This window comes from Nostoc sp. DedQUE04, from assembly GCF_034530995.1.
Lineage (GTDB): Bacteria > Cyanobacteriota > Cyanobacteriia > Cyanobacteriales > Nostocaceae > Nostoc.
On the sequence record NZ_JAVRCA010000023.1, the window covers coordinates 101012 to 115346 of the forward strand.

At 42.5% G+C, this 14335-nt stretch carries 14 protein-coding genes, 1 tRNA gene and 2 pseudogenes; 8 read left to right on the plus strand and 9 right to left on the minus strand.

Annotated elements, in window-relative coordinates:
- Positions 1–48: 48 nt before the first annotated feature.
- From RM049_RS17745 to RM049_RS17770, 6 genes and pseudogenes are all read right to left on the minus strand, one after another.
- Positions 49–156: pseudogene (locus RM049_RS17745) on the minus strand (IS5/IS1182 family transposase); the annotation flags it as partial.
- Between the two features lie 59 nt (positions 157–215).
- Positions 216–779 carry a Uma2 family endonuclease gene (locus RM049_RS17750; RefSeq protein ID WP_322687107.1) on the minus strand — a complete coding sequence of 188 codons (564 nt, stop codon included), beginning with the start codon at positions 777–779 and terminating at the stop codon, positions 216–218.
- 93 nt (positions 780–872) lie between these two features.
- Complete coding sequence (locus RM049_RS17755) at positions 873–1436, minus strand: Uma2 family endonuclease (RefSeq protein ID WP_322687107.1); 564 nt, start codon at positions 1434–1436, stop codon at positions 873–875.
- Between the two features lie 42 nt (positions 1437–1478).
- Complete coding sequence (locus RM049_RS39310) at positions 1479–1631, minus strand: hypothetical protein (protein ID WP_409883748.1); 153 nt, start codon at positions 1629–1631, stop codon at positions 1479–1481.
- A gap of 204 nt (positions 1632–1835) precedes the next feature.
- On the minus strand, positions 1836–2459 hold the full coding sequence (locus RM049_RS17765; protein WP_322705099.1) for a chorismate lyase: 624 nt from the start codon (positions 2457–2459) through the stop codon (positions 1836–1838).
- Between the two features lie 182 nt (positions 2460–2641).
- A tRNA-Leu gene (locus tag RM049_RS17770) sits at positions 2642–2722 on the minus strand.
- Between the two features lie 476 nt (positions 2723–3198).
- Here RM049_RS17770 and accC point away from each other — a divergent pair.
- Positions 3199–4542, plus strand: coding sequence for an acetyl-CoA carboxylase biotin carboxylase subunit (gene accC, locus RM049_RS17775; protein WP_322673968.1), 1344 nt, complete (start codon positions 3199–3201; stop codon positions 4540–4542).
- Between the two features lie 63 nt (positions 4543–4605).
- On the opposite strand, the gene RM049_RS17780 is transcribed toward accC, so the two are convergent.
- Positions 4606–4899, minus strand: a complete 294-nt coding sequence (locus RM049_RS17780; protein WP_094350101.1) for a YggT family protein — start codon at positions 4897–4899, stop codon at positions 4606–4608.
- Between the two features lie 288 nt (positions 4900–5187).
- On the opposite strand from RM049_RS17780, the gene psbX reads away from it, so the two are divergent.
- The 4 genes from psbX (at position 5188) to RM049_RS17800 (ending at position 7695) form a co-directional block, all read left to right on the plus strand.
- Entirely contained in the window at positions 5188–5307 is a 120-nt protein-coding gene (gene psbX, locus RM049_RS17785; RefSeq protein ID WP_174709687.1) for a photosystem II reaction center X protein, read from the plus strand.
- 248 nt (positions 5308–5555) lie between these two features.
- Positions 5556–6473 (plus strand): Ycf66 family protein, encoded by a 918-nt coding sequence (locus RM049_RS17790; protein WP_322705100.1) that lies wholly within the window; start codon positions 5556–5558, stop codon positions 6471–6473.
- A gap of 47 nt (positions 6474–6520) precedes the next feature.
- Positions 6521–7081 (plus strand): hypothetical protein, encoded by a 561-nt coding sequence (locus tag RM049_RS17795; protein ID WP_322673966.1) that lies wholly within the window; start codon positions 6521–6523, stop codon positions 7079–7081.
- Positions 7082–7170: 89 nt separating this feature from the next.
- On the plus strand, positions 7171–7695 hold the full coding sequence (locus tag RM049_RS17800) for a Tol biopolymer transporter periplasmic protein (RefSeq protein WP_322673965.1): 525 nt from the start codon (positions 7171–7173) through the stop codon (positions 7693–7695).
- A gap of 134 nt (positions 7696–7829) precedes the next feature.
- Here RM049_RS17800 and RM049_RS17805 read toward each other — a convergent pair whose 3' ends face one another.
- A complete protein-coding gene (locus RM049_RS17805; protein ID WP_322705105.1) occupies positions 7830–8837 on the minus strand; it encodes a succinate dehydrogenase/fumarate reductase iron-sulfur subunit in 1008 nt (335 codons plus the stop codon).
- Positions 8838–10309: 1472 nt separating this feature from the next.
- Here RM049_RS17805 and RM049_RS17810 point away from each other — a divergent pair.
- Positions 10310–10747: an AbrB family transcriptional regulator gene (locus tag RM049_RS17810; protein WP_094350106.1), complete on the plus strand. Its 438-nt coding sequence runs from the start codon at positions 10310–10312 to the stop codon at positions 10745–10747.
- Positions 10748–10895: 148 nt separating this feature from the next.
- On the plus strand, positions 10896–11771 hold the full coding sequence (locus RM049_RS17815) for a type II CAAX endopeptidase family protein (protein WP_322705101.1): 876 nt from the start codon (positions 10896–10898) through the stop codon (positions 11769–11771).
- A 127-nt stretch (positions 11772–11898) separates the two neighbouring features.
- Here the strand turns inward: RM049_RS17815 and RM049_RS17820 are convergent, their stop codons facing one another.
- Positions 11899–12861, minus strand: coding sequence for a M48 family metallopeptidase (locus RM049_RS17820; RefSeq protein WP_322705102.1), 963 nt, complete (start codon positions 12859–12861; stop codon positions 11899–11901).
- Between the two features lie 167 nt (positions 12862–13028).
- Between RM049_RS17820 and RM049_RS17825 the strand changes: the two are divergent.
- Positions 13029–14285: pseudogene (locus RM049_RS17825) on the plus strand (ATP-dependent DNA helicase); the annotation flags it as partial.
- Positions 14286–14335: the final 50 nt, after the last annotated feature.

Here is a 14335-nt window from a genome sequence, read left to right on the forward strand (position 1 = left end):
CCCCGCCCTAAGAACTCTATTTTTAGAGACCATTTATAAAGTAAATCTTTAGACGACAAGACGACGCAGCATGAGACGAGTCATAACAGCATAGATGGCAGCTTCACTCATTTCAGGGAGACGTTCATAATCCTTACTGAGACGACGGTACAGGTTTTACCAGCAATCATGTTCTCTCTACTACTCAACGTTTTGGCATGGTCGCGATCGCCTACCTACACTTGCAACTCAAATCCAGGTAGTATATCTTCTCCAGAAACAATCGCTGGCATTTGCACAACTTCTACAGCTTTTAAAAGTCGATAAATTTCAACTTGGCGATCTTGAGGATTAATCAGCCAACCCAAGCGCAGACCATTTTTAATGTATTCCTGCATTTTCTCTTGAATCGGTGCAAGGCGATCTGTCTCCGAACGCAGTTCAATCACAAAGTCGGGTACAAGTGGCGGAAATTTTTTTCGTTGTTCTGGTGTTAAAGCTTCCCACCGCTCCAATTTTACCCAAGCAGCATCAGGAGAACGTTTTGCACCATTGGGAAGTATAAAGATAGTTGAAGAACTAAAAACTTTCCCTAATTTAGCTTGACGATTCCAAATTTCTAAATCAGCAATCAGTCCAGCTTCCTGATTTCCGCTTTCTCCTCCGACTGGTGGCACAATTATTAATTCTCCAGATGCGTTCATTTCCAGGCTGACATCACGATTGGCAATACATAATTGATAAAATTGCTCATCGGTTAAATGAGCAATCGGTTCTAGATTTAGCACAACAGTATTCATTAAACCTTTCCTCGCGTCTTTATTGCTAACATCAGTAGGAAATTATTGCTTGTTGGAAGATTTATTGAAGTGTAATTTGAAACCCTCCTATACTTATACTTGCAACTCAAATCCAGGTAGTATATCTTCTCCAGAAACAATCGCTGGCATTTGCACAACTTCTACAGCTTTTAAAAGTCGATAAATTTCAACTTGGCGATCTTGAGGATTAATCAGCCAACCCAAGCGCAGACCATTTTTAATGTATTCCTGCATTTTCTCTTGAATCGGTGCAAGGCGATCTGTCTCCGAACGCAGTTCAATCACAAAGTCGGGTACAAGTGGCGGAAATTTTTTTCGTTGTTCTGGTGTTAAAGCTTCCCACCGCTCCAATTTTACCCAAGCAGCATCAGGAGAACGTTTTGCACCATTGGGAAGTATAAAGATAGTTGAAGAACTAAAAACTTTCCCTAATTTAGCTTGACGATTCCAAATTTCTAAATCAGCAATCAGTCCAGCTTCCTGATTTCCGCTTTCTCCTCCGACTGGTGGCACAATTATTAATTCTCCAGATGCGTTCATTTCCAGGCTGACATCACGATTGGCAATACATAATTGATAAAATTGCTCATCGGTTAAATGAGCAATCGGTTCTAGATTTAGCACAACAGTATTCATTAAACCTTTCCTCGCGTCTTTATTGCTAACATCAGTAGGAAATTATTGCTTGTTGGAAGATTTGTTGAGGTGTAATTTGCAGCCCTTCAAATAATGAATCTTCTCAACTATCAGTACCGCGTTTGGTTTGGTGATATCACCTTCGGGAAGTGCGATAAATTCTTTGAGGGTGAGTTGGGTTTTGAGTTGAATCATAGTCGATCTTGAGGAATGACTCTATTTTAAAGAGGATGCGATCGCTAAACAACGGCAAACTATCACCGAAAACTCATTAGTTTATCGGCACTACTATCTAAAAGCGATCGCTGCAACAATAATTCAACGTTCCTTTGATAATTTCATTGGATGATTTCAGCTACTTAGTTTTACTCGATAGCGATCAACCTACATCATGGCTTCTTACTGATTTTTGGCATTTAATTGCATAGGCCCTAAATATTTGGTTAAATAAGGTGAAAAAACTTCATAAATTAATGTCAGCGGCTGCCCATGATGCCAAAACAAGTAATGGCGACCCCAAAAAGGCCCAGTTACACCAAAACCGGACTCTAGTGCCAATGAGTCTCCGTAGTAAATTCCTCGAACATCTCGATACAATTCTGTGCGAAGACGAGCTAAACTTGCCCAAATTGGTAATGAACGGTTTTGTAAATACTCATCGACATGACTGGCTTCCCACCACGAAGTAGCATAGGCTAATCTTTGACCAGAAGCGGTACGCAGCCATACTTGTCGCCGTAATCGCGGTTCTGGGACAGCTTGGATTAACTCAGGAGCAGCATCCAAGTCCATGCCAATCAATGACATATCAATAACATCTACTTCTACAGGCTCACCTGTGAGCAATTCTAAGTGACGTGTTGGAGAGCCGTCACCCAAAAGCATTAGCTGCCATGTAGGTGCTAGCTGAGTGTGAGGTAAACTTTGTTGAATTATTTCCTCCCCTCCTTGCCAAATCGGAGTGAGGCGATGCCAAGCTGGTGGCAGTGTTAGGTTGTTTGTCGGCGGAAAAGAAATAGTCAATGCTTTTTACAAAACTTCACCTATTTCTATAAAAGCATAAAGGACTAGTACTTTGACAAGGCAACTTGACTTAATATCTAGTAAGCACTGAAGTGCTTCGGAAGCAAACTTAATATTTAAGGGTCAACAGTCTAAGGTTTTTTGACCTGTGACTATTGACCCTATGCTTAAACAAGCAAAAATGCGGATGGGGAGACTCGAACTCCCAAGGCAAAGCCACACGCACCTCAAGCGTGCGCGTATACCAATTCCGCCACATCCGCATGGTTTCTCTAAAAATAGACTATAGCATAAGAAAATAATTATAGTAAGGTGATATCTAAATTCAGTTGCTCAAAAAATAAATTTTCTCAAGGCGGTATCAGACTGACAGAAATTTAGCAGCTGTACAAGTGATATTGATTGAAAAGGGTAGAGCTACTGTGTTCGGCAGGGTGCGATCGCGTATCCGTCTGCGGTAGGTGGTGTCGACGACAGGCTATGACGCTCGATAGCGACGTAAGAGCATCTGACTCGCTATCGGCTTCGCAAAAGCCCAGCTTGGTAGTCTAGCCAAGACTTACAGCAGCAATGTTGTTAGTGTAGTAAGACCCGTAGAGGCAGCAAGCCTGCAATGTGCAAGCTTACTTAGAATCAGGGTGGCGAATCTCCTGCAATAATTTGAAATAATGTGGAAGCATTGTTTCAAGTTGGATCGGAGAAAATGTCAATCTACTGGTAATGATATCGAAACTAAAAAATGAAGTTTGACAAAATATTAATTGCCAATCGGGGAGAAATCGCCCTTCGCATTCTCCGCGCCTGTGAAGAAATGGGAATTGCCACAGTTGCGGTTCACTCCACCGTTGACCGTAATGCTCTCCACGTCCAACTTGCTGATGAAGCAGTTTGCATTGGCGAACCTGCTAGTGGTAAAAGTTATTTGAATATTCCCAATATTATTGCTGCTGCACTGACGCGCAATGCTACTGCCATTCATCCAGGCTATGGTTTTTTGGCAGAAAATGCCCGGTTTGCGGAAATCTGTGCCGACCATCATATTGCTTTTATCGGCCCAACTCCAGATGCTATGAGACGGATGGGCGATAAATCCACTGCCAAAGAAACCATGCAAAAAGCTGGAGTACCGACGGTACCAGGTAGTGAGGGATTGGTAGAATCCGAGCAAGAAGGATTAGGATTCGCTAAGGATATCGGCTATCCAGTGATGATCAAAGCTACAGCAGGTGGCGGTGGACGGGGTATGCGCCTAGTTCGTTCTGAAGACGAATTTGTCAAACTTTTTCTCGCCGCCCAAGGCGAAGCAGGAGCAGCTTTTGGGAATTCTGGCGTTTACATAGAAAAATTTATTGAACGTCCCCGCCACATCGAATTTCAAATTTTGGCGGATAACTATGGTAATGTCATCCACTTAGGCGAACGGGATTGCTCAATTCAGCGCCGGAATCAAAAGCTGTTAGAAGAAGCTCCAAGTCCAGCTCTCGACCAAGACCTACGTGAAAAAATGGGACAAGCTGCGATCAAAGCTGCCCAATTCATTAACTACAGTGGGGCGGGTACTATTGAGTTTCTCTTGGATAGATCCGGTAAATTCTACTTTATGGAAATGAACACCCGGATTCAGGTAGAACATCCTGTAACAGAAATGATTACTGGGATAGACTTAGTTGCCGAACAAATCCGCGTTGCTCAAGGTGAAAGACTCAAGCTTACCCAAGACCAAGTAGTATTACGAGGTCATGCGATCGAATGCCGAATCAACGCCGAAGATCCCGATCGTGACTTTCGCCCTTCTCCTGGACGGATTAGTAGCTATCTGCCCCCCGGAGGCCCTGGTGTGCGAATTGATTCCCACGTTTACACAGATTACCAAATCCCACCTTACTACGATTCTTTAATCGGCAAGTTAATCGTTTGGGCGCCAGACCGACCCACTGCTATTAACCGGATGAAACGCGCGCTGCGGGAATGTGCCATTACTGGATTACCTACCACCATTGGGTTTCATCAAAAAATTATGGAAACTCCGCAGTTTTTACAGGGTAATGTCTATACAAATTTTGTACAGGAAATGAACGGGTAGGAAAGTAGGGAAGGAAAAAGGTTATAGGTTACAGGGGCAAGGTTATAACCTGTAACCTGTACCCTAATTAACACGAGATAGCATAGTCAACAATCCTTGTTGACCTAACAGGATTTCTCGCAGCAGGCTGAAGATACCAACCCAAATAATAGGTGTAATATCTACCCCACCTATAGGTTGCACCAGCTTTCGCAAAGGTATTAAAAATGGCTCAGTTGGCCAAGCTATTAAATTAAAGGGCAAACGATTCAAATCCACTTGCGGATACCAAGTGAGAATGATACGAAATATAAATAAGAATGTCATAACCCCTAACACAGGGCCAAGAATCCAAGCAGTCAGGTTAACACCAGTCATCGGTTTTAGGTACTATCTATCTGTAAAAAAAGAAAAACTTAGGCACAGGCAAGTTGCGCTTTGCATAGACATAGCTACAAAATTTTAAGCTTTGTAAAGCACTCCGATCGTTATTTTAACTAAATGCTGTCACTTCTTTCTGAAATAGAAAAGCGAACTCGCCCATGTGGTTAACTCAATAACTGGTGAAAGAAGTTACCAAGTTTGGCAGTTCAGAGTTAGAGGCTTCTCAAGAAAGTAATACACTATTAAAATTAGGATGAAGTGTGTAAAAAAAGGTTGAGAAGTATGACGCCTTCTTTAGCAAATTTTCTTTGGAGCCTGCTATGGGGTACCGCAATTGTTGTAATACCCGCTACTGTTGGTCTAATTTTCATTAGCCAAAAAGATAAAATACAGCGTTCATAATGCTTATGAGAGTTAAATTAGCTCTCGTAATCGATTGTCTGTCAGCTATTTACTTAAATTGCACTAAAAGCAGCATAAACTGCGACTGGTGGCAATTGTAGCTGACAGACATAGACGTTTTTACTTTTCGGTGAATAGCTTCAGAGCTTCTTTGCCAGAGGCTTTGAAGCTTCAATATATCGTGCCTAATTACAGTAGTGATTTTAATTGTGACTCGCTAACATAGATTTGATATTGGGAAAACAGCAATGATAAATTTTGGGCTGAACTCAGCCAGTTTTCTGGCTCAGGTAAATTTTGGGGCAAACTCAGCCAGTATTCTAGGAATTTTCCTGGCTGTGGCTGGGGCAGCACTGTATTTTCTCCGCACTGTGCGTCCGGAATTGTCACGGGATCAAGATATCTTTTTTGCGGCAGTCGGCTTACTTTGCGGCTTCATTCTCGTCTTTCAAGGATGGCGACTAGACCCGATTCTACAATTTGGTCAACTGCTTTTAGTTGGCACAACTGTGTTTTTTGCAGTTGAAAGTATTCGTCTGCGAAGTATAGCTACTCAGCAAGCAAAGCGCAACACTCCGATTGTGGACGAAGACCGACCGGTTAGCGATCGCTATTCGTACAATAATCGCAGAAACTATCAAGCTGAAATGGAGGCAGACTTAGATCCATTGCCTTATGAAGACGAGGAAGAACGCCCAGTGCGTCCCCGGATTCGCGGTAGCAGGGATGAGATTTCAACTCGTGATGACTACTATCAGGAACAACCTCCCCGTCGTACAGAACGCCGCAACAGCAGCACTAGTGAAAGACAGGCTCCATCTGATAGAACGCGCCGGCGGACTTCTGGGCGTCCTGTAAATCGCCCTTCTGAAAGCTTTGAAGAAGAGAACTGGGGTTCTTCATCTAGGCAAGTTGATGATTGGGAAAATTCGGGTGGGGAAGTTAGAAAACCTTCTCGCCGTAGTAATAACGGATCGCAGCGTCCCGAAAGTCGTGAAGATGATGTTTCTCCCAGACCGAGAAGGCGTCGTCCGCCCACTGACTCAACTTCTCGAAGACCGCGCGAAGATGATGATGCGATCCCAACCGATTATGTGCCATACAACCCAATTGAAAAACCAAATGAGGGGCCAGATAATCTAAGTGACTTTGATGACAATGTTTAAAACAGTTGGCGTGCAAGTAGGTTTAAAGGCGACGGAAAACAGTTGAGGTGGAAAAATTTACGCCTGCATTTTGGCTCCAAAGACCAATTCATTGGAGCCTGGTTTTTGGTTTAACAAGTTTGCTTGTATCTTGTGGTTCTAACGATATTCCCATAGGGCCTACTTCTCTTAACAGTCGCTACACCGAAGAGCAACCTGCTTTGAGTGGAAATGGACGCTTTTTAGCGTTTGTATCTAATCGGAATGGTAATCAGCAGCTACTAATGTACGATTTGGAGAGGCAACTGTTTATTAGTACACCGGGAATAAACCGACAGGAGACAATTGCCGAAAGTCCTAGTTTGAGCTACACCGGGCGTTATATTTCTTATCTTACTAGTGACCAGGGAAGACCAGTGGTAGCGCTTTACGATCGCGCTACGCAACAGTCGCAAATTGTCACACCGATTTATCGCGGCTGGGTTAGAAAACCAAATATTAGTCCAGATGGGCGTTATGTTGTCTTTGAAACCGCTACTCGTGGTCAGTGGGATATTGAAGTCCTAGACCGGGGGCCAAATATTGAGTTAGATATTCCCAATGGTGCAACCGTAGGTTCACCTCCGTAGGAGAGAAAGTTAGGAGTTGGGAGTTGGGAGTTGGCAGTTGGGAGTTAGGAGTTGTGAGACTATTGACTAATGACTAATGACTAAATTATATGAAACGTGTTTTTTTTATACCTATATTTTTCTGTTTAAGTTTATTGACTGGGTGTTTTGGCTACCCTCGGATTTTGAGTTATCCGTTTGATCCAGGGGGTCGGAGTCTCAATAGTTTAGCGTCGGAATTAAACCCCCAAATTTCTGGGAGATACATTGTTTTTATTACTGACCGACGCGGTAGCCAAGATGTTTATATGTTTGATACAGTAACTCGTGATTTGGTTGATTTGCCAGGTTTAAATTCCTTTGACGCGATCGCAAATCATCCTAGCGTTTCACAAGATGGTCGTTATATTGTATTTGCGGCTAGCCGTCAGGGGCGATCGGCTATTTTTCTCTACGACCGAGAAACACGCCAATCACGGAATTTGACCAACAACCTGCAAGCCGAAGTCCGCAACCCTACAATTAGTGCTGATGGTAGCAGGATTGCTTTTGAGTCTAGTAACAATGGTCAGTGGGATGTTTTAGTATATGACCGTTACGGACAACCGTTGAATATACCTCAAGAACCGCGTTGAGATAAGGGGATAAGGGGACAAGGGGACAAGGAGATAAGGGGACAAGGGGACAAGGGGACAAGGGGGAATTATTAGAGAAGTCTCTCCCTTGTATCTTCTCGATGCCCAATGCCCAATGCCCAATGCCCTATTCCCTATTCCTTATTCCCTTCAATTTGTTGAACAGATTCAATCAGCGATCGCACTTGTTCCGTACCCTCAGAAGATTCAAATGATAGGGGAAACTTACCCCGAAGGATCATCCGCAAACCGAGGGGTGCAAGACTGAGTAACCCTTTTAAATCCTGAAAGTAGTTACCAACTACTTGTAAACCAAATTGGCGTTCATCAATCCAACCACCTTCTTTAACCAAATCTATTAATACTTTCCGGTGACGAATTGAGCGACTATCGCTGACTTGTTTCTGAGTGAGAATTTCTTGTTTAACTTTGGTGATTTGTTCTAATGGTGCAACTTCCATTGGACAAACAGAATCACAGTACAAACAACGGGTGCAACCCCATACGCCTTTAGTACCTTCGTTATAGCTTGCTAAACGATTTTCGGTATCGCTATCGCGGGAGTCTGCTACCATTCGGTAAGCTTTGGCAAGAGCATGGGGCCCTACAAAATCTGGATTAACTTCACGAGCGTTGCATTCAGAGTAACAAGCACCGCACATAATACAGTTACCAGTTTGATCGAGGCGCGATCGCTCTTGTGGTGTTTGCAAAAACTCTCTTTCTGGTACTTGTCGTGCTGCCGTACTCACATAAGGGGCAACTGCCTCTAGATTATTCCAAAAGCTGCTCATATCTACAACCAAATCTTTAATCACGGGCATATTGCCAAGAGGTGCGATCGTGATTTCACCAATAGCATTTACTTTACTTTGAGATGATGGTATTTGTTGTAATCTGGCAAGTTCGCTCCCAACATTTTCTTTACAAGCTAAAGCCGAACGCCCATTAATTCGCATAGCACAGCTACCACAAATAGTATTGCGGCAATTTTTGCGAAATGCCAAAGTTCCATCTTGCTCCCACTTAATCTGATTGAGGCAATCCAAGATTGTATTACCTGGTTCGGCCTCCACAAGATAGGTTTGTACAACAGGGGAGGAATTTTGTTGCTGTCGAATGACCTTAAAAATAACTTTCATCACTACTAACCAAAATTTTAAAATTACTTCACCAGCCTCAACAATCATGGTCAAAGCAGGTAGTTGCGAAAAGTGAGTTATACTTTTTGCCCCTAATTCAAACCCTGGTGTTAATAGGCTGACGATTAAAGGGCGACTGATTCTAGTTTAAGGATAACCATTAAAATTTTACTTGTAGTAGCGTTGTCGGCAAGATTTTTGTCAAATTCTGAGTTAAAACGCCAAAAATGTCATCGCAGCTTTGCATTGAATTTATCTGTTTGGCAATGTAAAGGAAAGAGAGTTTGCTTCAAAAGTAACTTCAGTTGATCTTTGATCTAGCGATCCTATCCAAATGAAATGCATCTGAAGTTAGCAACATGTCTTGATGTCAACTTTAGTCAAGCAGTCCTGACAGTAAAATTCCACCTTCGCCACCACTTGACAGAATTTTTTGATTATATAGAAGTCTGAAAGCCCATGTTTAATATATAGTAGTGGCAATCAAGCACTAAGCAGATGTTAAGAGATTTGTTCATCCCATAGACAGACGTGCAAAATCCTCTGGCCGCTTTTGACCTGAAGATAATAAACCGAGGAAAAATCCTCACCACTTTCAAAGAAAAGTTAGAGTAGCGCGAAACCCGGAGGTGCGTGACTTTTCACTTTTTGGCTTGCTCTCAATCAACAAAATATGCGATTGAACTCATTGGTCAAAATTGCTCGTCTCAATATATAAATTTTTATAAAAGCCAGATAGCAATGCTCGCGCTTGCAATAATAAAGGGTTAAGAAAATCGTCACTGCTTTTTTCAACTTTCAAGTCCAGGAATTTAAATAAAAATTTACCAGCAACTTTAATTCAAAATTAAACAACTATTTTGCTATTATTAGTCCATGCTAGTATTTAATATAAAATTACGAAGTAGCAAAACCAGAATCAATAGCCGTATCAGCGCGGTTACTACTGCTTTGTTGATTCGTAATGTAGAGACAAGAAAATTCGCGTCTCTATTGGTAGGACAAAAGGGTGTATGCCCGTAGGACTCTATTGAAATACTATGCTGTCCTAACCTTGAGAGGACGAGTGGAGAAAACTCTACTTGCTCATTGGCAAGAAAGGCAAGCACTGAAAGTGAAAAACCTGCAATTTTTTGGGTCTATGACTTATTTGCAGTAGAACCTAACCCCATTTGTAATGGTGGCTGAAAGTTACACCGCTACAGTAGCGCTAAAGAAGAAAATAGTTTTCTTTCTGATGGCGAATAATGGTTAAAAGTGCCGTAACATCACCAAAATTAATGTCTGTGGCAACTATGGCCTCTAGTTGGTTGTAGACAACCATATATAGAAGTGCTTTTGGCTCCTATCGGCAGGAATTCACCCGTTACACTAGGGTCTTCAGTAGCTCTATGCAAATGCTAAAAAATTAAATGCTGGCATGAGACTACATAGTTTATCAGTTTGGAGAGAGTAAGGAAAATTTGAGCATAATGACTGAAACTGCAACCGCGCCATTAACTGGAAAAGCACTACTTGCTAAAGTAAAAGAACTTTCCACATTACCACGCCGAGAAAGAGCTAAACAGTGCGGCTATTACACTGTTACTAAGAATAACCAAGTTCGTGTTAATCTCACCGATTTTTATGACGCTTTGCTATCTGCTAGGGGAATTCCTCTAAGTCCAGAAGCACCTAAAGATGGTCGTGGTCGCGAACCGACATATCGGGTTAGTGTCCATCAAAATGGTCAGATTGTAATTGGTGCTACATATACCAAAGCAATGGGCTTGAAGGCTGGAGATGAGTTTGAAATTAGGCTGGGATACAAACATATTCACCTGATTCAACTAGGTGAAAGCGATAAAAAACTAACCTCACAAGATATAGATTCTGACGAATCAGACGAAGATTTAGAAGACGAAGAGTAAATTTGCTGATGGTAAGGATAAGTTTCAGGTGATGATAACTTGTCCTTACCCCGACAGTAAATTGATAGCCAGGTAAAAAATACGATTAGACCCCTTGCAGAATTCACCAAATTTAGTAGAGTCTTGATTAATCAGCAAGAAATCTATAATGCAAGAAGTCTATCGTGTTTTTTTGTTTATTTTGATAAATTTCTTTGAGTCTTCGGTCAACGCCTTACTGGCGTTTAGAGAAAATGCACCGCCACTAGTTATAGTGACGGCATTTTTTGTTTGCTGGATAGTTTGCTGGTTGCCAGTAGCAACAGTATCAGCAATATTGCTTAATTGGCAACCTTCTAAACCTTTACAGCCAGAGCAAAAAATGCCGTTATTGGTGTCACTTTACCTATTAGCTCCCCCGATACTGTGGGGAGTTGTTTGGTTGAGTAATAAATCTTTTTCAGATTACGGCTTTGTTGCCAATTTTTCAACTCTTGGTTTTTTAGCGCTAGGTTTTGGTTTGGGAGTGCTGAGTCTAGCTATTGTATTTAGTGGGCAATTCGGGTTAGGTTGGTGTTCTTTTGAAAAGTCTAATTTCAAATTACTACTACCCATATTGCTACCGATTTTCTTGATAGCGTTATTAGTCGGTGGGATAGAAGAATTAGTTTTTCGCGGTTTCCTGTTCACAGAATTAGCACAGGATTACCCAGTTTGGTTAGCAGCAGCAATTTCTAGCTTGATTTTTGCCTTGTTACACTTGGTTTGGGAGCAACGCGAAACTGCACCCCAACTTCCTGGATTATGGCTGATGGGAATGGTGCTGGTGTTAGCACGCTTTGCCTCTAGAGGTAATTTGGGTTTAGCTTGGGGATTGCACGCAGGATGGGTATGGGCGATCGCTACCATAGATACAGCAGAACTAATTACTTACACTGGTATTGTCTCTGACTGGTTCACAGGTAAAAATAAGAAACCCTTAGCTGGCTTGGCGGGAATTATTTGTGTATTGGGAACTGGAGTAATTATTTGGTTCAACTCTTAAGTATTGTAATTTCCCATAGAGATGTACGTTAACGCAGATCCCCGACTTCTCCAAAAAATCGGGGATCTAAATCCAACGATTTAGTAGGCACTATTCCACCCTACTAATCTTTATTTAGTACTCAAAACTACTCAGACCTTCGGATTCTGTCAATTTCTCGTTGTAATTCTTCAATTTGGCGGCGTAAAATTTCTGTTTGATTTTCGGAAGATTCTGCTGCAACATTTACCGATCCGGAAGCAGGCGATCGCTGATAATTTCCTCGGCGAATTTGCTGATATTCTTCGGATACAGCCCACGACCGTAAGTAATGCAAGCGTTCAACAGGGAAAGGATGACTCAACATCATACCCTGAGCGCCATTGTAGATTAAAAACTTATATATCTGATTCAGTCCATCCTCGTCCAATGCCTGATAATTTTCTGACTGCTTGATAAACTCTTGTAAACTACATTCATTGGCATATTTGTTACTACCGCCAGAAAGTTTCATCATCGTTGACATCACAGGATTCAAGTCATCCATTACTAGTAGTGCAGCGCGATCTGACGATAACTCGGCTTTGCGCCGCCATTCAAAAAAGGCGTAAATCAAGCCTTGGGTAACAATATTACCGATGCCGAAGGTCAATTCTCCCAATGCCGAAGCAGCACTCATCGCCCACATCGCCATTTGAATTAAAATAGTATGACCACATTTAATATGCCCCAGTTCATGGGCTAGCACCGTCCGAATCTCGGCTTCGTCTAGTAAGTCTAGTATCCCTGTATTTATGACTATGTAAGGATTTTCTTGCCCCAAGGCATAGCTATTTACTTGGGGATTTTGCGAGACAAACAGTGTTGGTTCTGGGTAAATGTCCAAATCTCGGACGCATTCCCGAAACATCTGGTAAATAGTGGAATATTGACGCGGCCCAACTTGGATGCTGTTACCCATTAGATAGACTAATTGAGGGCGTTCGTAGATAAATTCCACAAATTTACGAGCGATTAAATCAAATCCTGGCAAATTTCGTAAAGCTTGCTCTGCTTGGCGATCTAGTGGATGCCTGAAGGCTTCGCTGGAAATTCCTGTATAAGTTGGCATAATTTAGGGTATTGGATGATTGGTCATTGGTCATTAGTCATTGGTCATTGGTCATTGGTCATTAGCAAAGGACAAAGGACAAAGGACAAAGGACAAATGACAAATGACAAGATAATAGAAATGGGGCAATTGGAAGTAAAAATCACTTTGTATGGAATTGAAAGCGTGTGATTGAGGCAGAAGTTCATTTGTCACTACATAACTTTTTGCGATCGCAAGCGGGGTTCCCTTCCTGGCCCCATCATTTGACGATGGCACGGTTGGTAGCACGCGCCTTGCGCCTGGGACGTAGCGCCCTAATTCAAGTAGGGGCAGTTAGTGGCTATCAAGGGCGGTATCGTACTAGTTTCGTAGCATCAGCCCTGATGTGGCATGGCCCTGTAATTATTGTTGCTCAAGAAACAGTGCAGCAACTTCTGCTGCGGGTTGAAATTCCCCGTCTACAGCAGTGGCTACCAACCAATAAATCGATTAGGACAGGTGATGCTTGGCCTGATGCCCAGTTCCAAGGGCTACTGCTGACCTCCCCAGAAGCTTGGTTAAAAGGACAGTTAACTGGTGGCTCACGCTTTCCCCAAGGCATTCCCACAATTATTGATGGGGTAGACGATCTTGAAGATTGGGTGCGTCATCAACTTACCCAAGATATTCAACCCGATGATTGGGATCAACTCATGCTAGCTTGTCCCAACCAAGCTGAGGCAATTCGTGAAGCACGGATACAACTAACACACGAACTTTTTCAGCATCCTGCTAATCCATATCAGTGCTATCTAATTTCCCAGCCAGAAATAGAAATTTTAAGCCGTCTCTATTCTGCTTTAGAGTCAGTACAAGCACTGCCAGAACCTTGGAAACAATTCTGGCAACAATTTCAAACCCTCAACGAAAATCTTTCCTCCCCTGCTCTCTTCTGGGCGACTATTGCCCATCGGCAAGGTTTATTTTCTTTGCACTACGCCCCAATGGAATTAGGGGAAATACTCTCGCCGATTTGGCAGCGACAACCAGTAGTTTTAATTGGCAGCGCTATCGAACCGGAAACTGAGGCTCCCCTTTTTCGCCAGCGCCTGGGTTTGGACGATTTAACTTGCCTGAAGTTCTCCTCAGAAAGCCAAGCAGAAGCAATTCAACTGTATGTACCTTATAAGTTGCCCTTACCCAACACGCCAGAATTTCAAGCGGCATTTATTCACAAAGTCCGCACACTGGTTTGTCTAAGTGCGACAGCGCCAGGATTAACTGTTGTCTTGGTGGGGGATGTACCACTAAAGGCTCAAGTAGCGGCAATTCTGGCTTCAGAGTTTGGTTCGCGGGTGCAAGTAGAAAAAACTTGTTTAGATGAAAATGGTATTTTGATTAGCGGTTGGGAATTTTGGCGAGAACATCAACGAGTTTTGCCAGCACCCCATCTGTTAATCATTAGACTTATCCTTAATATAAATAACATGGGATAATAAAAAGCTGGAGTAAA

Excerpts from the sequence above, each read along its gene's own strand:
- RM049_RS17750 (WP_322687107.1), bottom strand. The coding sequence starts at position 779 with ATGAATACTGTTGTGCTAAATCTAGAACCGATTGCTCATTTAACCGAT.
- RM049_RS17755 (WP_322687107.1), bottom strand. The coding sequence starts at position 1,436 with ATGAATACTGTTGTGCTAAATCTAGAACCGATTGCTCATTTAACCGAT.
- RM049_RS39310 (WP_409883748.1), bottom strand. The coding sequence starts at position 1,631 with ATGATTCAACTCAAAACCCAACTCACCCTCAAAGAATTTATCGCACTT.
- accC (WP_322673968.1), top strand. The coding sequence starts at position 3,199 with ATGAAGTTTGACAAAATATTAATTGCCAATCGGGGAGAAATCGCCCTT.
- RM049_RS17780 (WP_094350101.1), bottom strand. The coding sequence starts at position 4,899 with ATGACTGGTGTTAACCTGACTGCTTGGATTCTTGGCCCTGTGTTAGGG.
- psbX (WP_174709687.1), top strand. The coding sequence starts at position 5,188 with ATGACGCCTTCTTTAGCAAATTTTCTTTGGAGCCTGCTATGGGGTACC.
- RM049_RS17790 (WP_322705100.1), top strand. The coding sequence starts at position 5,556 with ATGATAAATTTTGGGCTGAACTCAGCCAGTTTTCTGGCTCAGGTAAAT.
- RM049_RS17800 (WP_322673965.1), top strand. The coding sequence starts at position 7,171 with ATGAAACGTGTTTTTTTTATACCTATATTTTTCTGTTTAAGTTTATTG.
- RM049_RS17805 (WP_322705105.1), bottom strand. The coding sequence starts at position 8,837 with ATGAAAGTTATTTTTAAGGTCATTCGACAGCAACAAAATTCCTCCCCT.
- RM049_RS17810 (WP_094350106.1), top strand. The coding sequence starts at position 10,310 with ATGACTGAAACTGCAACCGCGCCATTAACTGGAAAAGCACTACTTGCT.
- RM049_RS17815 (WP_322705101.1), top strand. The coding sequence starts at position 10,896 with ATGCAAGAAGTCTATCGTGTTTTTTTGTTTATTTTGATAAATTTCTTT.
- RM049_RS17820 (WP_322705102.1), bottom strand. The coding sequence starts at position 12,861 with ATGCCAACTTATACAGGAATTTCCAGCGAAGCCTTCAGGCATCCACTA.